The sequence below is a fragment of the Flammeovirgaceae bacterium SG7u.111 genome (assembly GCA_034044135.1).
GTDB lineage: Bacteria > Bacteroidota > Bacteroidia > Cytophagales > Flammeovirgaceae.
Genome location: CP139021.1, coordinates 711,295 through 735,545, shown reverse-complemented (window position 1 = coordinate 735,545; position 24,251 = coordinate 711,295). Strand labels below are relative to the sequence as shown.

Sequence of the window (24,251 nt, the reverse complement as noted above, 5' to 3'; positions counted from 1 at the left end):
TTTTTTAATCAATTGGCATACCTCTTCCTTGTTCTTTTCTGATAGGAAAAGAAACCATTGGTAGTTCATACAGTAGGTGTGGTAGTAGTGTATTTGCGATTGAACAGTATATAGCCCTTTGTCCAAAACATCATATTTGGATGCTAATCAAGCATTACTTTTCATTTTAAAATACTAGTGATTTGGTAGGCTGGTTTGTGAGTAGTTCTTGAAGTAGAGGCAATTAAATATTCTCACTTTAGTAGTAAATGCAGGTTCATTCTGACTGCAAGGATAAAAGGTTTTTAGTTGAATACAAAATCTTGATAAAGAAGGTTTGCTCTAAACGCTTTACAATACAAACCTCAAATACCTGCCGTTTCTAAGCCACCTTATTTCCTTCCATTCTCTAATATAGCAACGCTTACTTTCCCTTGCCAGATGCTAGAAAGGAAGAGATATCTTTAAAATTCAAATTCTCTACCCAAAAAAATAACCACTCATCTGATGTAACCATCCGCTAGTTCAAGAGTACATGGTTTAGAAGCTGTAACTGCTAACTTGTAGTATCGTTTATTTCAACCCCTCTGCACACATGATGTTCCGTAATTACTTGACCACTGCTTATCGTAACCTCAAAAAACGCTTTGGTTATTCGCTTATCAATATTTTAGGGCTAGCCACTGGTATGGCTGTCTGCCTGCTAATCCTTCAGTACGTAAGCTTTGAGCTGAGCTACGACAACTTTTTTCCCAACAAGGAAAACATTTATAGGGTAAGGCAAGACCGCTACGACAAGGGGGAGCTTTCTACCCAATGGGTTTCGGGCTGCGCCGCCGTGGGGCAGTTTGCCAAGGACAATTTTCCAGAAGTTGAAGAATTTGTAAGGCTGCGCCGCTCCAACGGTATCATGAGTTATGTGAATGCCAGTGGTCAAGAAAAGCGTTTAAAAGAAGAACGGATATATGCTGCCACACCTTCTGTTTTCGATGTTTTTTCTATCAACCTCTTACACGGAGATACTGCCACAGCACTGAAAGACCCTTATTTTATCATCATTTCAGAGAAAACCGCCAAAAAGTATTTTGGGGAGGAAGACCCGATTGGCAAGACCATGGCACTAAATAGGAACAATAAGTTTACCGTGTCGGGCATCTACCCAGATTTTCCAGAAAATAGTCATTTTAAGGGGGAAATGATCTTTTCTTATGCAACCGTGGTAGACTGGAACGGTGAAGGTGCGGAAAATGCTTGGGACTGGGACGGTTTCTACAACTATGTAAAGCTCAACCCTGGTGAAAATGCTGCTGAGGTAGAGGAAAAACTAACCAAAGCTGCCAACGAACACAACAAGGAAAACTGGGGTGAATACAATCATTCGGTTTCTTTCTATTTGCAACCACTCGAAAGCATCCACCTATATTCAGATTTTATTGGCGAGTTTGAGCCTGGAGGCAATGGGAATACGGTGTATTTTCTTCTTATTATCTCCTTTTTTGTAATCGTCATTGCCTGGATAAACTACATCAACCTCTCCACCGCCCGCTCCATAGACCGAGCTAGGGAAGTTGGGGTGCGAAAGGTAATGGGTTCTGATAAAAAGCATTTAGTCTATCAATTTATGATGGAAACGGCCCTGACCAATGGTCTAGCTATTTTGCTGGCTGGAATCATGGTCATACTCGCCTTACCTTTTTTTAGCGAGCTTATTGGCAGGGAATTGGGCTACTCACTCTTTTACGAGCCTAACTTTTGGATCACTCTTATTTCCATGTTCATATTAGGAACCGCCATTGCAGGGATGTACCCTTCTTTTGTACTGTCAGCTTTTAAACCTGTGGTGGTGCTCAAGGGAAAAATGAGGAATTCACGCCATGGGATTATGCTCCGCAAAGGGCTAGTCGTTTTCCAATTTGCTGCTTCCGTAGTACTGATGGTGGGTACAGCGGTGGTCTACCAGCAAATTCAATACATGCAGTCGCAAAATTTGGGAGTTGATATTGAGCAAACCTTGGTGCTAGACGTCCCCATGATTTGGGGCGACTCCACTTACCTCTCAAGAGCTGAAGCTTATAAACGAGAATTGCAGACGAACCCAAAAATATCGGGAGTGACCTTTTCGAGCGAAGTGCCAGGGCGCTCGCCAGGTTGGAATGCAGGAGGTATCCGTTTGGTTTCGGAAGATGAAAAAGAAAGTCGCCAATATAGGGTAATGGCTGTAGATTATGATTTTGTAGAGGTATTTGGGCTGGAGCTAGCCGAAGGCAGAAGTTTCTCGGAAGAATTTCCGAACGATAATGATGCAGTCCTTTTCAACGAAGCGGGGGCAAAATATTTGGGTTTTGAGGATTACAATGAAATGATGGGCGAACAGCTCTACTTTTGGGGCGATACATTCCAAATAGTTGGCGTACTCAAAAATTATCACCAAAGTTCGTTACAGCACGATTTTGAGCCGCTGATTTTCCGTATGACAGGCGATTATCACCGTTACTACTCGCTGAAAGTAAGCACTTCGGAGCTCGGCAACACCATTTCCAGTGTAGAAAACCTGTGGAAATCTTATTTCCCCGAAAAACCCTTTGAGTACTTTTTCCTCGACGAGCATTTCAATAAAAATTACGCAAGTGATATTCTATTTGGAAAAGTATTCTTGGTCTTTTCTTCCCTCGCCTTACTTATAGCCTGTATGGGACTATTTGGACTAGCATCCTTCACCACCTTGCAGCGTACCAAAGAAATAGGGATAAGGAAAATATTGGGAGCTTCTATTCCCAATATCCTGCTTCTGCTCTCCAAAGATTTTACCCAGCTTGTGGGGATAGGCTTCGTGCTCGGCGCACCCATCTCTTATTTTCTAATGAACCAATGGCTACAAGAATTTGCCTACAAAACACCCATGAGCTGGTGGCTTTTTGCCTTCCCAGGCATCCTTATCCTGCTCATTGCCCTACTCTCGGTAATTTCCCAAGCCTTGCGTGCAGCTTTTTCTAACCCAACAAAATCGCTGAGATATGAGTAGTTTATTCAAGACAAACCCCCTATCTTGTTAAGAATTGAAAGTTTAAAAATACTTTAGCTAAAGCCCAGTTACTATGACTACAAGTGTTTCAAAAACGAATAGACAAGGCGAAAATATCGCTTTGCTTCTCATTAGTTCAGTTCTCATCACCCTGTTTCTTTTCTTTATAGATGAGGGCTATTACAATTTCGATTGGATGCTTTCCGCCTTCAATTGGATTCCTTTTTTTATCTATGCTTTCTGTATTTTCACAGCCCAGCTTATCATTTCGGTGTTGATTTTGAGTAAATATGGAGGAAAGGGAAAAGAAGCAATTTCTGTAATTGTGGGAACAGCCCTCGCTTTGGCATTTCTTATTGGGGTGGTGTTCTAGATATTCAAGCTACTTTGCCATAGCATAACTGTAGAACATCATTATCTCCTCGCAACGGTTCTAAATATTTCACCCACTCAAAAACCTTTAAACCACTCCTCGGTTATACGTTGAAGATATTCTTCCAAAAAACTCTTGACCTACACTTTTTCAGAAGGATAGATTTCAAAATTGAACTAAGACGATAAATAAAGGTAGATGAACTACGAGGATATTCCACACGAACGTTTGTACAAAATAAAAACCTTGGGAGAGCTAAAAGCGGCCGGCTATGCTCCCAAAACTATAAAAGAGGAGTTGAGGCAAAACCTGATAAGTAAGCTTAAGAAAGGGGAAAATGTATTTGAGGGAATTCACGGATATGAAGAAACGGTAGTTCCTGACCTGCAAAGAGCAATCCTTTCGAAGCATGACATTAGTCTTTTGGGCTTAAGGGGGCAGGCAAAAACAAGACTTGCCCGCATGATGGTCAACTTATTAGACGAATACACTCCTGTGCTAGAAGGCTCGGAACTTAACGACGATCCTTTGCAGCCTCTTTCAAGATATGGAAGAGATCTGATTAAAGAGCATGGAGATCATACTCCGATCACTTGGATGCACCGCTCAGAACGTTACAATGAAAAATTGGCAACACCAGATGTTTCGGTAGCCGACCTTATAGGCGATGTGGATCCCATAAAAGCGGCAAGTTTGAAATTACCTTACTCTGATGAACGGGTGATTCACTACGGTCTTATTCCTCGTTCCAACCGTTGCTTATTCGTAATAAACGAATTGCCCGATTTGCAAGCAAGGATCCAGGTTGCTCTTTTCAATATTTTGCAAGAGGGAGATATCCAGATACGTGGGTTTAAGCTCAGGCTCCCGCTCGATATCCAATTTGTGTTTACCGCCAACCCAGAAGACTATACAAACAGGGGCAGTATTGTTACCCCGCTGAAAGATAGGATTGATAGTCAAATTATTACCCACTATCCAAAATCGATTGAAATAGGCAAGTTGATCACCAGCCAAGAAGCCGATATTAAGCCAGAGCAAAAGGAGATGGTTACGGTAAACGAAACTGCCAAAGACCTGATAGAGCAAATTGCGATAGAGGCGAGGGAAAGTGAGTATATTGATGAAAAAAGTGGGGTTTCTGCCAGATTAACTATTTCGGCTTTTGAAAACCTGATAAGCTCAGCGGAAAGGCGTTGCTTGGTAAATGCTGATAGTCAGACCCATTTGAGGGTTTCCGACTTTTGGGGAGTAGTTCCAGCCATTACCGGTAAGGTAGAATTGGTGTATGAGGGTGAGCAAGAGGGGGCGGGAATAGTTGCCCAAAACTTGGTAGGCAAAGCGATCCGAACTCAGTTTTTAAATTATTTCCCCGATCCAGAAAAAGAGAAAAAGGAGAAGAAAAATAGCTATAAAACTATTTTGGAGTGGTTTGGTGATGGCGAAGAATTGGATATAGTGAATGATGCTAAAAATCAGGAATATAAAACGGCTCTTTTTTCCGTACCTGGTTTGAAAGAAATGATACAAGAGAAGTTCCCTGATAAGCCAGAAGCCGAACAAGTATTCTTGATGGAGTTTGCCCTTCATGGCTTGGCAGAATATTCTATGCTCAGCAAGAAATTCCTCACAAGTAAAACACATTTTTCTGACTTGCTCAGCAGTATGTTCTCGCTCCCATCAGACTTTGATGACGACGAAGGGGACGATTATTAGTATTCACTCTCCTCATAAGTAAAAACCAAGCTTGAAGAAACTTGGTTTTTTACTGTATTTATAAAATAATGTTGTGCTATGAAATTAGCTTAACAGCCATTTTCAGCAACTTGCTCATCACTAGAGTAATTAACCGTAAACAGCTTTGGGTTTTCTTCCATCGTTTGCTCTATTGAAAGCTACGAAATGAGCTCTTCACTGGCAAATTCTTTGTTTATTTTAGGTTTTCACCTTCTTCATTTTTGCCCCCCGATGTACATGATTTCAATAAACTCGTCAGAAGCCAGCTCGATCGCAAGTGAAGTCTAGCTGGAGATACTATAAAATTCACAAACAAAGGCTACTACAAGTTTCTTAAGCAGTCCAAGAGGATAAAAATGATTCACTAGTTGCTTTTTGCGTAAGGGATACTGGCTCGAAATGGAAGAAAAGAAGGTTAAGAAGTTATTCCCTGAAAATAAAAAGGAATCCACATTTGGCATATCTTGCGAAAAAGAGGTAGGACTAGGTCTTCAATTGGTAAGAGAATATTTGGAAAAAAACAAGTAGAAAGCCAATCAGGACAAGGATCCTCATTTTTTTTACCTTATCTAAAAGTAGTAAATTGCAATTATACACGCCATAAGTGAAGTAGAAATTAAAACCTGTAGTAAGAGCATGTTTAAATTTTGAAAAGAGCCGGGCAGGCTAAAACTTTGTAGTGACGAAACAACAAAGTTTATGGAAACAGGATATACCCGCTTGACCTCCCGGCAATGGCAATATATAAAAGAATATCTTCCCGTGGAAAGGAAACGCAAATATGACCTCAGGGACGTGGTGGACTCGATCTTGTACTGCATGCGCAGCGGACAGCAGTGGCGCAGCCTCTCGGGCGAGGGACGCCCTCCTTGGAATGTGGTATACTATTATTTCCGCAAGTGGCAGGGGGACAACACGCTTTTTCGGCTGAACGCGGCACTCAACCAACTAGAGCGCAAGAGGAAGGGCAAGAAGGCGACCCCGAGCATGCTTTCCATTGATAGCCAGTCGGTAAAGTGCGCGCCTTTTATCGGGCAGGACACGGGGCTGGACGGCAACAAGAAGGTGAACGGGAGAAAAAGGCACGTCATCACCGATACGCTCGGGCTGGTATGGGGAGTGGTCGCCACTGGCGCCAACGAGCATGACGGCACGATAGGGCAACGGGTGGTGGAGCCCCTCTTGGGCTACCTGCACAGGATGGAAAAGATCCTGGCAGACCAGGCCTATAAAAAGAAGTTCACCGGATGGGTAGAGGACAACATAAGGGGCGTAGAGGTCGAGATATCCTCTTGTCCCCCAACCCCCAGGGGCTTTGTGCCCATCAAGTGGAGATGGGTCACCGAGAGGACATTCGGCACGTTCAATTTCTTCCGGAGGCTGTCCAAAGACTATGAAAAAACTACCAAAAGCCAAGAAGCTTGGGTTTTATGGCAAAACTGCCAAATAATACTTAATAGGATCAAAAAAATGCCTATTTAAAATTTTTAAACATGATCTAATTTAAATGTCCAAAAAAAGAAGATTAAAATTATTTTTTAGATTTATTTCAGCCCTACTTGTCATCCCTTTAATAGGCTTTGGAATTTTCTTTTATGCTAATGAAGCACCTATTACTCAAGGGAAAGTAGCCTATAATATCCCTTATTCAGCTAAGCATACGTTGGATATTTATTATCCCACTTCACACACAAATGAGAAGGCCCCTGTAGTACTATTTATTCATGGTGGAGCATGGATAGCTGGAAGAAAAGAAGCGATTAACGTTAATAGAATCAACGGTGCTATCAACCAACTTAGAAAGAATGGCTTCACTATTATTAGCCCATCTTATACATTGGCAAGAAACAACAAATCACCCTTTCCGCAATGTATTCAAGATGGCTTCGAGGCAATACAATGGATTTCCAACAATGCAGACAACTTGCAACTTGACTTAGATTATTTTGGAGTAATTGGTGAGTCTGCTGGTGCCCATATTGCCATGATGAATGCCTTTGCACAGCCTTCTGAATTTGACTTGCCCTATCCTAAAGTAGACCTAGATTTTGTAGTTGATATTTATGGACCTAACAACTTGGATGACCTCTATCACATGCAATTACTCGATAGTATTGATGCAGTACTCCAGCAGCTACCTCCTTCAGTACATGAGCACTTAGATTTACCTAAACTGCTATTTGGTTTTGATCCTCAGGAAAACCCAGCTCTCACCAAAGAGTTTACTGACCACTACTCACCTATTTATTATTTGAATAAAAACTGCCCTCCGGTTCTCATTATTCATGGAAATAACGACCAGGTAGTTCCATTTATGCAGAGTGAATTGCTCAAGAAAAAACTAGATAGTTTAGGAATCGAAAATGAATTTCACCTTTTAGAAAATGTAAACCATGCTTTTGCTGGAGCGAATGAGGTTCAAAAGTCCGAAATTCAAACTTGGATTACAGACTTTATTCTATCTCGGAAAAAATAATGATACGTGGGTAGTTTTTCTAACATTCACTCAGCGTAATGGTGAAGAATTCTTTATGGATACCTGAATTAGAATCAATTATGATTACCTCTGTCTTATAAAGATTATTTTCTAAAGAAACTCCTTCTAGTAAAGGACCTGTTGTAACACCTGCTGCGGCAAAAACAGCATACTCTGAGTTAATCAAATCATCAAGATACAATACCTTACTAAGGTCTATACCTGAATCAATAAGTTTTACTTTCTCATCATCTTTTTGTGGAACTAGTTTACCCTGCATACCTCCTCCTATCGCTTTCACAGCCGCAGCTGTTATTACCGCTTCAGGAGCTCCACCTATCCCCATCAGTGCATCAACTCCACCATTATCTATAAGAGCCAATACCGATCCTATTACATCGCCTTCATCATGTAATGCTACAATTGAACCAAGTGCTTCAATTTCTTCAATAAGCCCCTTATGCCGAGGTTTATTAAGTACGTAAATAGTTAGCTCATTTAGTCTTTTTCCTTTAGCTTTTGCTATTGCTCGTAAATTTTGATCAATAGAAGCATTAATATCAATAACCGCACTTGCCTCTTTTCCTACTACAATCTTATTCATATAGTAAGCATCTCCTGCATCCCAAAAAGCATTTTGCTCTGTTACAGCAATAACAGCTATCGCATTAGGTTTTCCAGCAGCCATCAAGCTCGTTCCTTCTATAGGATCAACGGCAATATCTAATTTCAATCCCGTTCCTACACCTAGTTTTTCTCCTACATAGAGCATAGGGGCTTCATCTTTTTCACCTTCTCCTACTCTAACTATGGCATCAATCTCAATTCCTTCAAAAGCAGCCCTCATAGCATCTACAGCAGCTTGATCCCCTTCCTCTTTCCCTCCTGTACCTATATGTGGGTATGCTGCAATAGCGGCATTTCCTACAATTTTTACTAGTGATTTCGCTACGTAATCCATATTTTAACTTTGATAAATTGAGAATAAAGACTAGTTATAAACCTTGAACTAGTCTTTATTCTCAAAGTTAGGATTTTTTAAGTATTGAAATGGCTCAACATCCCTTACTTTTAAGTAACTGGGCATAAGTAAACGTGTATTTGGACGAGTTTTTTTCGTTAGTCGAGCGCTATAGAATGATTTTTTATCGCGGATGGCTAGTCGAAACATAGCGGAAAAAGAAACAGTCGAAATACACGGACTTAAATAATAACTTTTTTGACTTTTACTCTATAAAATGGAGATTCTCTTGTTTATTATCTATAAATCATAAAGATTAAGAGCCTAAGAATCAAAACCGGAAGTTTTAAAAACAAAAAATCCCTCAGAACAAATGTTCTGAGGGATTTCTATTAAATCAGAGTCTTTTTTAAGAAAAATTAATTTGACCACAAGTCTGATTCGTACTCGAGAAGCTTATACTCAAACTCTTGAGATTTAGCTAAACCTAACTTAAGGTTACCATCGTAAATTTCATCGATGAATTTATTTTTCGGATTAGCAAACTTCACTATTTTGCCCATAAACTGACGCATTTCAAAAGCATCATAGTAATTCATGTGCATGGCTGTATTTTGAGGGTTAAACCAAGTTGCAGCTGGATTATCTACAAATACGTTAGAGACTAACTCTTTGTAACTGAATGTTGCGATTGGTTTTTCAATACCAGTAGGATAAAGATCACCAGGAATTACTACGGTTATAGATTGTATATCGTAATACATTCTACCTCTCTTCCTATCAAAGTACCTATTTTCTTTAATTTCAAGAATATACATGTCTTTGGCAAAGAACTCATCAGGTGCAGCATCAGCAGCGGCACCGCCACCTTCACCACCCCAATCATCTCCGCCACCCCAGGCATCACCACCCCAATCATCTCCGCCGCCAGCATCTCCGCCACCACCCCAATCATCTCCGCCGCCACCAAACATGGCTTCGTCTTCTTCAGACATATCTTCAACACCAGGAATTTTCAAGTTATCATTAAATTCCTGTGTTGACATTCTTGTAACTAACGAATCATTCTTGTAAGGTCTGATAATACCAGCTTTTACAGCATCAATAATGATTTTTGTAATGGGATTACCTTCTGTTTTGAATGGCTCATTCATTTTTTCCCTCAAATCGACTCTCAACCAAACTGACTGATTATACATCACATCAGCTTTTCTTACTTGACGAATAGAATGTGGGCTCAATGGTGCCTTATCATCATTAGCAAATTCAGCCTGTGAATAGCCTAAGCTCGTTAATAATACAAAAGCAATAACCAAAGAAACGTTTTTTATAAAAACTTTCATTAGAGTTTAGTTAATTGGTATAGTAATAATATCAGAAACACCCTTAACGTCTTCAACTTTATTTTGAAAGTTCATTCTAGCAACTTTCTTAATTTCAATAACAATACGATCTCCAGGTTTTGCTTTCGCAGCAAAATCATTGATGTTAACAGTTTCCGAAGTACCTTTTTTAACACCTATAGCCCTTCTACCTCTTGCGTGGCTAATTTCCCAGCTAGTTACTCTGTAACGAGCATCTTTAGGTAAGAACGCAGCAAAATCTTCATCAGGAATAGACTTAGCCGTCAATGACCTAGGCATGCCCGATGCATTTACTCCATTTTTCAAGTCTACAGGTCTTCCCTTGCTTAATAGTTTAATTGTAGGCTTAGGAACTCTCTTGACATTAAAGCTTTCCGTACCAATTTTGTTACCTCCACTTGAAACGCTTAAAGTAACTTTTCCTTTATTAGGCACAACTGTTACAGCTCCTTTCTTAGCTCCTTTGATAACCGAAGCTCCAGATGCTGCAAAAGAAGGAGCATAAGCATTGCCTAATGCAGGAACATTGATTTGAAGAACATTACCACAGTTCATATAAAGTGCCTGAACTGAACCAGATTGAACTTGAATTACAGGTTTTGCAACAATAAATTCCTCGTCAATCTGTAGTGTTGTATCTCCAGTAGGAGCCGCAATAGTAATTGAACCTTTCCACCTTTGTACTGACTTATTCTCCTTGTCATATGAGCCTGCATTTGCAGTAAATTCAATGATACCTTTACCATCCTCAACCTTAATTGCTTTGCCATTATAAGTCATTGTTGGTTTGGTAGTTGAAGAAGAAGCAGCCAAAAACATCTCTGCACGATATTTAGTACCAGCAGCAACAACTTTTGATTCAGGGCTAACTACAGCCATAATTTTATCAAAACGCAGTTCATCTGCCCCTACTTCACCAGCCAATACTTCTAAAGCTTTAGAGCCAGCGTTAGTGACCTCCGTTTGAAGTTGGCTAATAATCGCCAAACATGCTACAGCTGGAGTGTGGTCAAAGTTTAATTGAGCAAAATCCTTTTTCTTTTGATCAGGATCATTTTTGAAAATCTCAATTTCGTTTGCGTCAAGCGCTAATGGAGTCAAATTTAAATCGGCATGTAAAGCATTAATTTCCTTAACAAAGCCGTTTAATTTTTCTTTCATTTTGTAAGCTTCACCATTCTTCTTGCCTTCCACACCTAACGTGTAAAGCATCTGCTTGTCATAATCTTTAGCTCCAGTTAACTTTTTGGTCTCTGGATCTACGCCTCCACTTACCTCTGTAATTTTTTCACGAACACCCTCAAGGTAATCAACCATTTCTTGAGTTTTTGCTTGAACTAATTTAGCCTTTTTCAAAACCTCAACATCACGAGCCTTTTTACCTCGTTTATCTACTTGTTGTTCTATTGCCGATACACGACCGTCGTTATTTCGAGCAGACGATAATACCGACTGTTTCAAACTCTGGTCGATAAAGATGAACTTATCCAATACCGCATTACTTACTTGCAAAGCTAGTAGTGCTGTGAGGACAAGGTACATCATCCCTATCATTGCTTGCCTGGGGGTTTCTTTTCCGCCTCCTGCCATAATATTCTAGATTTAGATGATTAAATAATACCTTAAATTAGCCCTTCATAGCTGTTAGCATATTGCCATACACTTTATTAAGTGAAGACAAGTTATTTGTAAGCTGCGAAATTTGAGTTTTGAACTGCTGAGATTCTTTGCTAGCCTCAGACATGCTATCCATCGCAGTAGTAAGGTTACCGTAGAATTTGTTCATGGCTTTAAGATGACTATTTGCATCTTTCAATTCCATCTCATAAACAGCGTTCAATGCGCCTAAGTTCTTAGTGATAACTTGAACTTGGGCATGGTATTCTTTTGCGTTTTTAGATGAATCTGACATTTCGTTCATCGCAGAAACAGTTGTAGAGTATGCTTTATTAAGCTCTGTTATATTCTTAGTAGCTAACTGTAAGCTTCTTGCGTAATCATCTGAAGCTACTGCTACATTTGACACATCTTTGATTTTGCTAACAGTCTCGTTTAGGTTTTTCATTCCAGCACCAAAATTTTTGAATACGTCTGGACCTAAGCTTGACTCTTCTAGCATTTTATCAATAGCACCTAAAGCCACTACACCTTTACCAGGAGTTTCTTGCACTACACCTTTCTTTTTAGAAGGGAGACTTGCTGGAGCAGCTTCTTCAGCTAACTCTGGATAAACTTTTGACCAGTCGTAGTGAGCTTCTGGTGGAGGTGATGGCTGGAATACACCGAAAAGGAAGATAACTGATTCAGTGATCAAACCTACTGAGAGCATAATACCAGCACCAGGGTAGTGCATAATTTTAAATAAAGCTCCAATTACAACGACTGAAGCACCTACACTTGTTGCTTTAGGAATTACAACCCTATAAAACCATTCAAGTTTTGTTTCCTTGTGTTTACTCATTTTTCTTAAAAGTTACTAGTTGGTTAATATTCTTAATTAGGTATGAAGCCTTTTAATAGAAGACTAAGCAATATAATTTATTTCATTAACAGCATCAAAACTTATTTAGTATATAAGTTAATTACTAATGAATAAAATTTTTATTTGTATTTGCACCTACTATTGAAATAAATTGTACTGATAGTAGATGTATATTAAAAAGAAGCCTATCTTAAACCAGATATTACCTATATCCAATAGGCTTTATTTATTCAATTTAAAATTCTAGTCCAGATGAACGTCCTAAGTGCGTCATCACACATCTAAAGCCAATAAAAGAACGAGCCGTATCTCTGTACTCATATGACCTAGTACCTGTTTCTATGTAAAAAGATATATCTTTCCAAGAACCTCCTCTAACTACTTTTCTCAACTCCATATCATCGAAGTAAGTAGGGTTCAAATCCCAAACGATTGGGTAACTAGCAGGATGGAATGCATCTTCACACCATTCTGAAACATTACCAGCCATATCATAAAGACCAAATCCATTAGGGAAATATGCAGCTGTCGGTGCGGCGTAAGAAAAACCATCATCATAATAATTACCTCTACCAGGCTTAAAGTTAGCCAGTGCACAACCTTTACCATTTCTAACATATGGACCGCCCCAAGGATATTTAGCCATGTCAAGACCTCCTCTTGAAGCATATTCCCATTCTGCCTCAGATGGCAACCTAAAGTTAGGCATTGGGAACATCCCTTCTCCTTCTCTCCATTCGTTCAAATAATCAGTTCTCCATTCGCAAAACTCTTTTGCTGCCAACCATGATACACCTACAACTGGATAATCATCGAATGCAGGGTGTTGCCAGTAATATCTTACAAGCGGATCACCTAAGTGATAAGTAAAATCTTTTTCCCATACTAATGAATCTGGATAAAGAGAAGCCATCACATCTTGATAAGTCCAATCAGAACTAGTATCAGATGCTTCTAGCATAGTATTAATGAATTGACGATACTCATTATTTGTAATCTCAGTATCATCCATAAAGAAACCACCTATGGTTACTTGCTTGTTCAAGTTTATCTTAGAAGATGTGATATCTTCATCGGCTTGCCCCATGTGGAAAGTACCAGGACGAACGTAAGTCATTCCATAAGGGATAGTTTGTTCAAACCCTTCCCTATCAGGTACACCTACTAGTTCACCGTTATCACCTTTGCCCCCACCGAAAATACAGCTTTGTAGAAAAGGTAATACTACTAAAGCAAGGTAATAAAAAAGCTTTTTGGAATTAAACAGTTTGTTCATGATGATATTTAAATTAAGCTCTAATTCAACGAAAGTTATTGACTAAATGGCTAACAAAATTTTAATGATTTTATTATACCTGAATTGAAGTACATTTTTCATAATTTATAAAGACAGACATCTGGACTTATACAAAAATGAAACCAAATTATTTTTTACTCGTGCCTGAATCGAGGAGTTCTAATAATTGATGGTTGAAAAGGTGTGAACGCCTTAAGTCTATAGGTCAATAATATCTCATGTGAGGTTGTTTCTTTAGCATTTCTAGCCTCTAACGTGTAATCAAACGCATAACCTACTCTTAACTTATTATCTTTTAATAAATGTAAACCTACTAATGCGATGGCCGATTCCAGCTCACGCATAGATAATCCTGCATATATTTTTTGATTAAATGTTGCGATAGCACTTGCCTCAAAAGAAAATACATTCATATCCGATTTCACAATGAAGGATGGGGTTAAAACCACTGTTCTACTTAGATCCAAATTCACACCGCCAAATATATTCAAATGTTGTTTCAACGTGTTATATCCCTCGTCAGTATCAAAAGTAAATTCTGCTTCATTTAAATGGTTTACACCTACACCTAGATAAAACTTATTGTTATTGGGCTTAAAATAAAGACCTGCGGAAAAATCTGGTGTAAATTGGCTTTGCTTACCTGATTGATTATTAAAAGGATCATCTGGATCTACAAACCTTAACTTATCGAAATCAATGGAATAATTATACATACCCCCACTTACCCCGAGTGCCAAAACACCCTTCTTCAATTTTAATTGATAAGCCAATGAAAGCCTAAAGGTTTGATTGGTTTCAGCTCCGAGCTGATCGTTAACCATATTCAGGCCTAAGCCTAGATTATATTTTGTGAGAGGCATACTTGCACTTGCTACTTGAGTAGTTGGCGCGCCGCCATCATCAAAACTTGGTGAGTAGCCTAACCATTGAGATCTGTGAATTACAGTGAACTCAATATCTTCCGCATTAATTCCAGCGGCAGCTGGAGAAAGGTAAAGTTGGTTAAACATGTACTGACTAAACTGCGGGTCTTGTTGAGCATGTAGAGCAGTTAACGTAAGTAGAATGATTGGTAGTAACAGTAACTTTTTCATAGTTTAATTAATATTCCGCAATCAATATAGCCACATTTATTCAATATTTTAATCTAAAATGCGGCAAATTGTTTTTTAATATATATCCCATAACGCAAAAAAAAAATGCCATGTACTTTTATGACATGGCATTTATAAAAAAAGTGGGAATATACTTGAATATGTATAGAAACCTTATTTAATATTGTTCGCCTTTTTAATGTAAAGTTCGATAGCTCCAGTCATAGAAGGAGCATTAGGCATAGGTGCCTCAATATCTAAAAACAAGTCATTATCTCTTACCGCTTTAGCTGTAGTAGGTCCAAAGGCAGCTATTCGGGTGGCATTTTGTTTAAAATCGGGGAAGTTGGCAAAAAGCGAATTAATACCTGAAGGGCTGAAAAATGCGATTATATCATAATTCACATCAGCCAAGTCCGATAAGTCACTAGCTACTGTTCTGTATATAATTGCTTCGGAGAACTCACTTCCACTTTCCTTCAAAAAATCAGGAATATCGCTCTTCCTTATATTTGAGCAAGGGAAAAGGAACTTTTCGTTTTTATGTTTCTTTACTACTTCCAGAAGATCCTTAGCTGTCTTCTTCCCAGTAAATATCTTGCGCTTCCTTATTACAATATACTTTTGTAAGTAATGCGCTGTTTGTTCCGATATGCAGAAATATTTCATATCTGCTGGAACTTCTATCTTCATATCCTTGCAGATATTGAAAAAATGATCGATAGCATGCCTACTTGTAAAAATGATTGCCGTATGGTCTAAAATCGAGATCTTCTGTTTTCTAAACTCTCTAGTCGAAACAGCTTCTACTTCAATAAAGGGTCTAAAATCAACCTTGATATTGTATTTTTTACCAAGCTCATAATAAGGTGAATTAGGATTGTTGGGCTGGGGTTGCGAAACCAAAATAGACTTCACTGCTTTCTTCGCTCTACTTTCAAAATCCGTAAGTCCTGAATTTGCCATAAACTATATTCTTAGTTAATCGACTAAATTAAATGTTTATAAAAAACTTTAATGCAAAAAGTATTGGAATGAATTCCGTAATGCAAAAATATGAAAATAAATACACTTTTTTATAAGTAAGTAGCCTGTTGATTCGCATTACAATAAAAAGAGACTTAAAAAACACTACTACAAATAGCAAAGCTACAGCTACTTCCATGGGAATATCTACTGGTAACAAATTAAGCATTACCCCACCCAACAAAAAAATTGTAGTAAAAAAATGGGTGAAAGAGATATACTCAAACGTATGTATATCAGCCAATCCAGCAAAACCATAAAGGCTTGATAAAACCCTTATAATCAATAGCTTTAATAACATCAAAACAAATATCAATATAAATAGCTGAGTACTCACAAGGAACAGTGTACCTCCTAAGTAGTTACTGAGCACTAGGGAAGACTCTCTAAACAAATCGGAGCTTTCCCTCAAAAACACCAAAAGAAATGAAAAACTCAAACTGAAAAAAAACAAAAAATAGAGTACATATCTTGTAGAGTACTTTTCAGGCATTGATTTCGATTTCAACATCTTGGCTAAAATCGCACCTATCTCAATCAATCCCCCAAAAGGATTCTTTTTCTGTAAGACTACGCTAAACACAAACAAAATTCCCAAACTAAAAATCACTACAAATTCTTTATTGTAGTCAGATTGTATCTTGTTAGGTGTAAAAACAGCCCGATCTATACTCACAACAGAAGCATTGCTCTTTTCACTTACCACTCTAAGTGCAGGTATGTTATCAAAAGAAGTGGGAGAATAAATAGCAACCTGTATAAACCCTTGATTTTGAGCAGACAATAAACTATCTACAGAATAGTAAGTGAAGTCATCTCCTTCCATCAACTGTACCAGTTTGTTATTGAAGAAAAGGTGTGCTCCATCAATAGATGAAATACTCAGTAAATTCCCTCTATATTGATCCAGAGAAAGAGGCATATAAATACTCTTCACATTTCTATGAATATCAGAAAGGTAAGGAACAAATCCCTCCAAGCGAACATCATAAACAGACCAATCTTCTGACAAGTCTTCTATCACGCTCTGGTTCGCTTTTGCCTTGCCAACAACAAATAAGCAAAGCACCGTCACAAAAATTATAAATATTCTCTTTTGCCTTGTTTCTAGCAACTTTTCATCAATTTTAACTTCCTATTCAAAATCTATTTGTCAACCCAAAGTGAATTTTAGAGGCTGAAAAATTAAAAGATTCGCTCTTGGTTTGACCGATCGAATAAACTAAGGTAAATATACCTGATTTTGTCGAAAAAGCCATCCCTGCACCAATTCCCAACGGCTGATCAGTCTCATTCCCCTCGGTGGTCTTAGTAGTGATAAAAGCCTGATCTGCAAATAAGAAAAACAATGATTGCCTCTCGAAATGCGCCTGAAATTCTAATGTATTTACGGAATAAAAAGAAGTAAAAAACTGATTTTCGTTAAAACCTCTCAAGCTAGCCAACCCTCCTACTCTATACAAATCATTCAAAAAAAGCTGTTCATTAAGAAGCCCACCTGTTTTGTTTCTATACAAAACAGAAAAATACTTCCCCAGTCCAAAATATTTCTTCATCTCACCTTTAGCCCCAAGTTGAGTTGTATTTGGAATAAGACCTGCATACACACTATCGGCAAATTCGGGGTTTGGGATAATGTTTTTACTACCTAATTGCACTTCTAGGTCAACAGACAATCCTTTTTTTGGGAAATACAGATCATCCAACGAGGTATAAGCATAACTCACCCCATAAGAATTAATGGAGGTTTTAGTCCTTTGGGGAAGTAAAGCTCCCGCTACTTGAAAACCCTCTTCTTGCAATACGTTACTGGACAGTGATTCATAAAAAAAACGTACATATGCCCTATTACCAAGAGGATAACCTAAGCCAGCTGACCAAGCAATCGTATTGAAGGTAGAGTCTTCTTTCAGTGAATTTAGCTTAAATGAAACATCCACGCCAGTCCTCAGCAAATCCGGATGAAGATATTCAAGCTCGTACACAGGCGATGCCGCTTTCACATGCTGCCACCTAGCATAGATTTTTTTTCCAGTACCAAAAGGATTGTAAAGAGAAACCAAAAATTGCCCCGTGATTTTCAAGGAGTTATCATTTCCTGTATTTGGCAAAAGCCCTACCACTCCATCTATTTCACTGGCTTTTTCGTCTTCCAAGTATAATTTCACAAAAGCTTTTTGATGTTCAAAAATAACAGATGGCGGGGCTGTCATCTTCAAATAAGGTGTCAAAATGATCTTTTCCTCAACAGCATCTATCAAGTTTTGGTTGAATAATTTTGGACTTCTTTGCTTTCCCAAAAGGCTTTTTCTATTCATTTTAAGGTAAGAAGTCAGAAATTCCCTTTTCACTTTCACCTCACCAACCACTATCAAGCTATCGAAATAGATTTGAGAACCTGGAGTCATGAATAATGAAGCAGAAATATGCGATTCATCCAATTCAAACGAATCCAACACAACCGAAGCAAAGGGGTAACCATTGTTTTCAGCATATGTTATTAAGCCTTTTCTCATGTTATTCAACTCCTTCAAACTGACCTCTTTTCCATCAAAATACTTCTCTTTGAAACCAGCTCTATCCAGCATTGCATCTGGCACATTTCCTCTTCTCAACTTTACCCATTTGTACTGACTCCCCATAGTAACAAATGCACGAAAAATAGCATTATTCCTTGTTATACTATCTATATTTGCCAATAGAAACCCATCTTCTCTTATGATTTCCACCAGTATGTATAGCTCATCCATCAAGCTAGCCGAATCTTCAAATACATCATTATAGCTATACTTTTTAAGCAATTCAGCTTCGCTAGCATCCAATGCAAATTCCAACTTTAAAGATTGGCCTAAGCACTCTGCTTCAAAAACAACCATTATAGCAGTAAAAACCAATAAACAGAGAAAAATCTTTTTTTTCAAACCTTCAGATTTCAGTAGTTATCTTACCCGAAAAACCGGATATTTATTACGCTATGTAAAAAAAAAATTAACATGTACCTTTTAGATGCAAATGTTCATTTTTTAAAAGTACCGTATTAACATTTGACCTCCCTATTTTTTTAAAAATAAACCAAGTTTTATTGTCTAGCATGACTAAATTTATAGCTAATCACTTAATAAAATCGATAATGAAATGAAAAAAAAACAAGTTAAAATCAGCATTACTATCGCATTATTTGCACTCTTTGCTGCCTCATGCTCAAAACCTACACAAACAGAAGAGCATTCCGAAGAAGAAGTAGTTGCAACAGAAGAAGCAGAGCCAGAAGCTGAATGGATTCCCCTCCCCTTAAGCAAGTGGCGAAACTTCAAAAAAGAGGATGTTTCTCCTATTTGGGAAGAAGAAGATGGTGTAATCTCACTCACAGGCAAAGGTGCAGGTGACATTATTACCAAACAAAAGTTTGAAAACTTTGAACTTGAACTGGAATGGAAAATATCTGAGAATGGCAACAGTGGCATTATGTACCGAGTAGTGGAACACGATACGCTTGGTGCAACTTACCACTCTGGACCCGAAATGCAAGTACTTGACAACGAAGGTCATGCAGATGGAAAAATAAAGACACACCGTGCCGGAGATAACTACGATATGAAATCGTGCTCTGAAGAGACCGTAAAACCAGTGGGTGAATGGAACAAAGTGCGACTAGTGATAAACAATGGAAAAGTGGAACACTGGCTCAACGGAACAATGGTAGTTGATTACGAATTTGGTAGCCCTGAATGGGAAGAGCAATACCAAAACAGTAAATTCACTCAATGGCCTCAATATGGGCAAAATGCTGTTGGACACATTGCCCTCCAAGATCACGGAGACCCAGTTTGGTTCAGAAATATCAGAATCAGAGAATTATAAAGCTCCCGAAGACAGAAAATGAAAAAGCCCATTCTAGCTAACTAGAATAGGCTTTTTCTATAAATTGGTTCAAGCTTAATACTTCCTCAAAAGCTCTAACATTTTCCTATCTAACTTATGCCCTTTATAATTTTCATAGACCACATCTTTTCTTCCAGAGTCTAGAATTCCAAAATCACCCCGTAAATTCCAAAGCGCCTGCCCCCAGTCTGCCTCCTTCCAGAGGGAAAGTACGTCTTCCATCCAAGCAAGGGTTACATCATGCGGTGTGTTTTTATAAACTCCCCATTCGCCCACATGTACCTTCACTCCTTTTTCGGTCAAAGGCTTCCATTTTTCGATGAACTCACCCCTCAATTTCTCCTTATCCCAAGTATTTCCCTTGTCATCAAGCAAAGGCCAGATAGGTATTTCCTTTGTCTCAAATTCATTTTCGGGTACCCACGTAGCTGTATAATGACTCACTGCCTTTGGCAAATACCCCCGTGTACTTTGCACCAATCCAACATCTGCCAAGCCCATCACAGGTGTTTGCCCCAAATCTAACCCATCTGCCACTATCAATCTTTCTGGATCTTCTTCCCTAATTACAGCAACCAACGCTTTAGCAACTTCAACATATATCGCCTCCGAATCTGAAAAAGGAGGTTCATTTAACAGATCGAAACTCAGTTCTCTATTAGGAATCCCCTTATATCGCCTGGCTAACATCCTCCAATGATATTTCGCAGCTTCTAAGGCTTTTTGCCTCCCACTTTTGTCCTCTCCAAACAAAAGATGCGGCTCCATATCAGCACGATTTACACAGTAGCCAGGCAACCTGTGCAAATTCAAGTTGATATGCACATTATATTGTTTTCCAAGCTCTACCACATCATCTATCCTCTTCAACTCATCTTCATCTATTTCCATCCAATTGTCTGGCTTGCTCCAGTTCCAATACGTCATGGGGATACGGGCAAAATCAAAACCTAAATCTACCATTATCTCAAAATCCTCTTCTCTAAAAGGGGAGTTGCCATGTTCGGTAAACATTTCCAAAAGGTTAAACCCTCTCCATCTAGGAATATTTGAGGCTGTGATGGACTGAAGCGAAGGTTGAGAATAAAGGGGAATTCCTGAGGCTACTATAGCTGAAGCAGCACCAGATATTTTAATAAAATCTCGTCTTTTCATTTTTTGTGGGTTATTTGTGATAAAAATCTGCCTTATGCAAAAAGCTCATACTAAAAAGAGTCACGGTTTGAAGAAATTTACCGCTTCACAAATAAAAGTTGTCTAAAGTAGAAAAAAACTCAAAATGAACAACTCAGGAAATTCTCACAATCTTAAGCCACTTATTCATTTTCATTTATGAGTGTATTAATCAACAAATAGAGTTACCCACATTATCATTTAAATCATTGAGCTAAAAAGAATTGCCTTGCATAAGAAAATCAATTATAATTGGGACACCATTCCTACTGATTACGAGGCATACTACTGACACTTCTTTAACCTAAAAACTTTTGTGAATGAAAATTCTAAAAGGATTACTATTTGTGATTTTCGGTGTTGTTGCACTAGTTCTCATTGCTGCTGCCGTTGTAAAAAAAGATTATTCAGTGGAGCGGGAGGTTACTGTTAACTTACCCAAAGCCGAAGTTTTTGACTACGTAAAATACTTGAAAAATCAAGACAAATACAGTACTTGGCAACTAATGGATCCCGACATGAAAAAGGAATTTAAAGGCACGGACGGTACAGTTGGTTTTGTAGCAACTTGGGATAGTGACCATCCCGAAGTTGGCAGAGGTGAACAAGAAATTATCAAAATCACCGAGGGAGAGAGAATCGATTTTGAGCTACGGTTCTTCGAGCCTTTTGAAGCGACCGAGCCCGCTTATATGATCACCGAGGCGGTTTCCCCTACCGAAACTAAAGTAAAATGGGGATTTCACGGCCATATGGACTACCCTATGAACCTCATGATTCCGCTGATGAACATGGAAGAAATGATTGGCAACGACTTGGAAAAAGGATTAACAAACTTGAAGGGAGTTTTAGAACAATAGTCTTTCTCAAATTCCAATTGCATTTTGGAAGCCATCAGAATACTGGTGGCTTTTATATTTACAATACCTTCAACGTTTCCTTGCTTTTCAAAACAGAAGCAAGATTATTGATGAACTGCTTCACTATGGACACATCGTCGATCAGTACATGAGCCGACACTTCACAATGCGTTCCTTTATACCTACAATTAGGCATTTCTTTAAAACTGTTAATCTTCACCTTCTCCAAAAAAATGAACTGGGTAGGAGTAAAATTGTAACTACAAAACACTAATAAGTTATCGACTATAATAAATTTTGAATGCCAATACTTATTCACATAATAAGCTGTATTAGGAGAAAAAGCTAATTCGGAAAAGAAAGCTTTGAAATGACTTGTATTCGCTGGCTTACGGTATTCCCCAAGCTTCTTTCCCACTGAGTCAACTTCATTTTCCGAGGCAAATGTTTGAGAAAGGCAGGTAACTTCCACTCCTTTTTTAGCCATCTGAATAGCTGCCCCCAATATTCCCCCTCGCAACTTTCCATGTTTATGGTCTCGGAAATTAAAGGCAGCCAAATGCTGGGCACACACGATGATCCTTCTCTTTGCTCTCGACAAAACAGAAAGCAACTCCTGCTCCATTTGTATCGCAGAATTTCTGTAAAATGGCGATGAAAAATGGGCAAGATAGTTGCTCTTAGGTGGCAAAAACCTAAAACTGTGAGAAGCACTCACTCCTTCCTGTTTATAGTTTTTAATATCTATGCTATTATTTTTTAGGTCGTCAAAAAACCGCTCAAAACTTTCCACGTACCGCTGCTCATTTTCCAATACTACCAAAGACTCGTACTTCACCAAATCCCTCACAGCCAAATTGGAAGAACTTAGCGCTAACAAGCTTCCATTTTTCTTCTTGATAAAAGCGGCCTTTGTATGTAAAGAATAAGGGAATGCGCCTCTGGAAAACTTTTTGACCCGCTCACTTCTGACGTACATGTGGGGGAAAAAGTAAATTCGATAATTTGAGGCGTATTCAGAATGGTAATACTCTTTAAAGATCTCTTTGGCCAAATCATATTTAGCATACGCTTCAGCAGATTTTTTTCCTGAATGCAAAGCTGTTAATTTTTGAGGCTTGCCCGCATCATAGCCTTCTAGTGGAATGGTGATCACATTTACTTTCACACCTTCTGAAGCTAGTTTTTTGAGGTACGAATGAAGAACTTGGTTATTGAACAAATACCAACACAAGTTGACCTCCAAAAGCTCATTTTTATTTACTTCTAGCAATTGAAGAAGCTTTTGGAGCAAGTGCGGAGAGCCTCCTTCTTTGTAAAACACGAACTGTTCATCGTATTTATCTGGACCATCAAAATAAGCTTGAAATGGCATAAACCTTTATTTGATAACACACTATAGCAACGACTACTATAAGCACTTGTTGCATCAGTAAAGCCGGAAGCACCTTGCATCATTTAGGCTTGCTCTTATTTTTATTTCCAAAATGAGCTTTAGTATTTTATTTTTGCCCAAAAAAGTTGGATATGAAGGTAGTTTCTTTTTTTGCGGGTGCAGGCGGGTTGGATTTAGGGTTTACCAAAGCTGGGTTTGATGTAGTGTGGGCAAATGAATACGACAAAGAAATTTGGGAAACGTATGCAAAGAACCATCCTCACACTCAATTGGACAGGAGGAGCATTACGCAAATAACCTCAGAAGAAGTACCTGAATGCGACGGGATAATCGGCGGACCTCCTTGCCAAAGCTGGAGCGAAGCAGGCGCTCTCCGGGGAATTTCCGACAAGCGAGGTCAGCTGTTTTTCGAGTTTATCCGAATACTTCAAGACAAGCAACCTAAGTTTTTTTTGGCAGAAAACGTTTCAGGAATGCTGGCAGGAAGGCACAATACAGCCTTGGAAAACATCAAAAACATGTTTAAAGAAGCTGGGTATACACTTTCTTTCCAATTGCTCAATGCCAAAGATTATGACGTGCCCCAAGAACGAAAAAGAGTGATTTTTGTGGGATACAGAGCCGATTTGGGCATAGAATTCAACTTCCCTCCTCCACTTTCCAAACAACCAAAACTTGGCGATGCGATTGCCGACCTACAAGAAAATGTTGTCCCTGCATTAGAAAAAAACTACACTAACGAGGCAAGCTGCCAAGTCCCAAACCACGAGTACATGACTGGAGGGTTCTCCTCCATCTTTTTATCAAGAAACAGGGTGAGAAGTTGGGATGAGCCTTCCTTCACTATTCAAGCAGGCGGAAGGCATGCTCCTTTGCACCCCCAAGCCCCTAAAATGGTGAAGGTGGAAAAGGACAAACAAAAGTTTAAAGAAGGAGCTGAGCACCTTTACCGCCGCCTAAGCGTGAGAGAATGCGCACGTATCCAAACTTTCCCCGATGACTTTATTTTTCACTACAAAAAACTTGCAGCAGGGTACAAAATGATTGGCAACGCTGTTCCCGTAAACCTAGGTTATCATCTGGGCAAAGCCATTTTCAAAGACTTGAAAGAAAAGTAGAAAGCTCT

The 24,251-nt window shown here is 38.8% G+C and carries 20 protein-coding genes; 9 read left to right on the top strand and 11 right to left on the bottom strand.

Annotated features, from left to right (window positions below; genetic code table 11):
- Positions 1 to 574 precede the first annotated feature (574 nt).
- The 6 genes from R9C00_02960 to R9C00_02935 all read left to right on the top strand — a co-directional run bounded on the left by R9C00_02960 (position 575) and on the right by R9C00_02935 (position 7,587).
- Entirely contained in the window at positions 575 to 3,001 is a 2,427-nt protein-coding gene (locus tag R9C00_02960; GenBank protein WPO36401.1) for an ABC transporter permease, read from the top strand.
- Positions 3,002 to 3,074: 73 nt separating this feature from the next.
- Entirely contained in the window at positions 3,075 to 3,374 is a 300-nt protein-coding gene (locus R9C00_02955; GenBank protein WPO36400.1) for a hypothetical protein, read from the top strand.
- A 198-nt stretch (positions 3,375 to 3,572) separates the two neighbouring features.
- Complete coding sequence (locus R9C00_02950; protein WPO36399.1) at positions 3,573 to 5,090, top strand: magnesium chelatase; 1,518 nt, start codon at positions 3,573 to 3,575, stop codon at positions 5,088 to 5,090.
- 420 nt (positions 5,091 to 5,510) lie between these two features.
- Positions 5,511 to 5,639 (top strand): hypothetical protein, encoded by a 129-nt coding sequence (locus R9C00_02945; GenBank protein ID WPO36398.1) that lies wholly within the window; start codon positions 5,511 to 5,513, stop codon positions 5,637 to 5,639.
- A gap of 171 nt (positions 5,640 to 5,810) precedes the next feature.
- Positions 5,811 to 6,593, top strand: coding sequence for an IS5 family transposase (locus R9C00_02940; protein ID WPO36397.1), 783 nt, complete (start codon positions 5,811 to 5,813; stop codon positions 6,591 to 6,593).
- 25 nt (positions 6,594 to 6,618) lie between these two features.
- Complete coding sequence (locus R9C00_02935) at positions 6,619 to 7,587, top strand: alpha/beta hydrolase (protein WPO36396.1); 969 nt, start codon at positions 6,619 to 6,621, stop codon at positions 7,585 to 7,587.
- A gap of 19 nt (positions 7,588 to 7,606) precedes the next feature.
- Here R9C00_02935 and glpX read toward each other — a convergent pair whose 3' ends face one another.
- The 9 genes from glpX to R9C00_02890 all read right to left on the bottom strand — a co-directional run bounded on the left by glpX (position 7,607) and on the right by R9C00_02890 (position 18,648).
- The gene (glpX, locus tag R9C00_02930) at positions 7,607 to 8,548 is read right to left on the bottom strand and encodes a class II fructose-bisphosphatase (protein WPO36395.1); all 942 of its coding nucleotides are present in this window, start codon (positions 8,546 to 8,548) and stop codon (positions 7,607 to 7,609) included.
- A 419-nt stretch (positions 8,549 to 8,967) separates the two neighbouring features.
- A complete protein-coding gene (gldN, locus tag R9C00_02925) occupies positions 8,968 to 9,891 on the bottom strand; it encodes a gliding motility protein GldN (GenBank protein ID WPO36394.1) in 924 nt (307 codons plus the stop codon).
- A 6-nt stretch (positions 9,892 to 9,897) separates the two neighbouring features.
- Positions 9,898 to 11,502 (bottom strand): gliding motility protein GldM, encoded by a 1,605-nt coding sequence (gene gldM, locus R9C00_02920; GenBank protein WPO36393.1) that lies wholly within the window; start codon positions 11,500 to 11,502, stop codon positions 9,898 to 9,900.
- Positions 11,503 to 11,539: 37 nt separating this feature from the next.
- Positions 11,540 to 12,373 carry a gliding motility protein GldL gene (gene gldL, locus R9C00_02915; GenBank protein WPO36392.1) on the bottom strand — a complete coding sequence of 278 codons (834 nt, stop codon included), beginning with the start codon at positions 12,371 to 12,373 and terminating at the stop codon, positions 11,540 to 11,542.
- Between the two features lie 256 nt (positions 12,374 to 12,629).
- Entirely contained in the window at positions 12,630 to 13,670 is a 1,041-nt protein-coding gene (locus R9C00_02910; protein WPO36391.1) for an SUMF1/EgtB/PvdO family nonheme iron enzyme, read from the bottom strand.
- A 155-nt stretch (positions 13,671 to 13,825) separates the two neighbouring features.
- Entirely contained in the window at positions 13,826 to 14,788 is a 963-nt protein-coding gene (locus R9C00_02905; protein ID WPO36390.1) for a type IX secretion system membrane protein PorP/SprF, read from the bottom strand.
- Between the two features lie 174 nt (positions 14,789 to 14,962).
- On the bottom strand, positions 14,963 to 15,754 hold the full coding sequence (locus R9C00_02900) for a uroporphyrinogen-III synthase (GenBank protein ID WPO36389.1): 792 nt from the start codon (positions 15,752 to 15,754) through the stop codon (positions 14,963 to 14,965).
- A gap of 28 nt (positions 15,755 to 15,782) precedes the next feature.
- Positions 15,783 to 16,928 (bottom strand): DUF4271 domain-containing protein, encoded by a 1,146-nt coding sequence (locus R9C00_02895; protein ID WPO36388.1) that lies wholly within the window; start codon positions 16,926 to 16,928, stop codon positions 15,783 to 15,785.
- 25 nt (positions 16,929 to 16,953) lie between these two features.
- Positions 16,954 to 18,648, bottom strand: coding sequence for a BamA/TamA family outer membrane protein (locus R9C00_02890; protein ID WPO36387.1), 1,695 nt, complete (start codon positions 18,646 to 18,648; stop codon positions 16,954 to 16,956).
- A gap of 301 nt (positions 18,649 to 18,949) precedes the next feature.
- Between R9C00_02890 and R9C00_02885 the strand changes: the two genes are divergently transcribed.
- Positions 18,950 to 19,675 carry a DUF1080 domain-containing protein gene (locus R9C00_02885; protein ID WPO36386.1) on the top strand — a complete coding sequence of 242 codons (726 nt, stop codon included), beginning with the start codon at positions 18,950 to 18,952 and terminating at the stop codon, positions 19,673 to 19,675.
- 75 nt (positions 19,676 to 19,750) lie between these two features.
- Here R9C00_02885 and R9C00_02880 read toward each other — a convergent pair whose 3' ends face one another.
- Positions 19,751 to 20,851 (bottom strand): cellulase family glycosylhydrolase, encoded by a 1,101-nt coding sequence (locus R9C00_02880; GenBank protein ID WPO36385.1) that lies wholly within the window; start codon positions 20,849 to 20,851, stop codon positions 19,751 to 19,753.
- Positions 20,852 to 21,189: 338 nt separating this feature from the next.
- Here R9C00_02880 and R9C00_02875 point away from each other — a divergent pair, with 338 nt between their 5' ends.
- Positions 21,190 to 21,729, top strand: coding sequence for an SRPBCC family protein (locus R9C00_02875; GenBank protein WPO36384.1), 540 nt, complete (start codon positions 21,190 to 21,192; stop codon positions 21,727 to 21,729).
- Positions 21,730 to 21,787: 58 nt separating this feature from the next.
- Here the strand turns inward: R9C00_02875 and R9C00_02870 are convergent, their stop codons facing one another.
- A complete protein-coding gene (locus R9C00_02870) occupies positions 21,788 to 23,104 on the bottom strand; it encodes a phospholipase D-like domain-containing protein (GenBank protein ID WPO36383.1) in 1,317 nt (438 codons plus the stop codon).
- A gap of 152 nt (positions 23,105 to 23,256) precedes the next feature.
- On the opposite strand from R9C00_02870, the gene R9C00_02865 reads away from it, so the two are divergent.
- Positions 23,257 to 24,243, top strand: coding sequence for a DNA cytosine methyltransferase (locus R9C00_02865; GenBank protein WPO36382.1), 987 nt, complete (start codon positions 23,257 to 23,259; stop codon positions 24,241 to 24,243).
- The last annotated feature ends 8 nt before the right edge of the window (positions 24,244 to 24,251 follow it).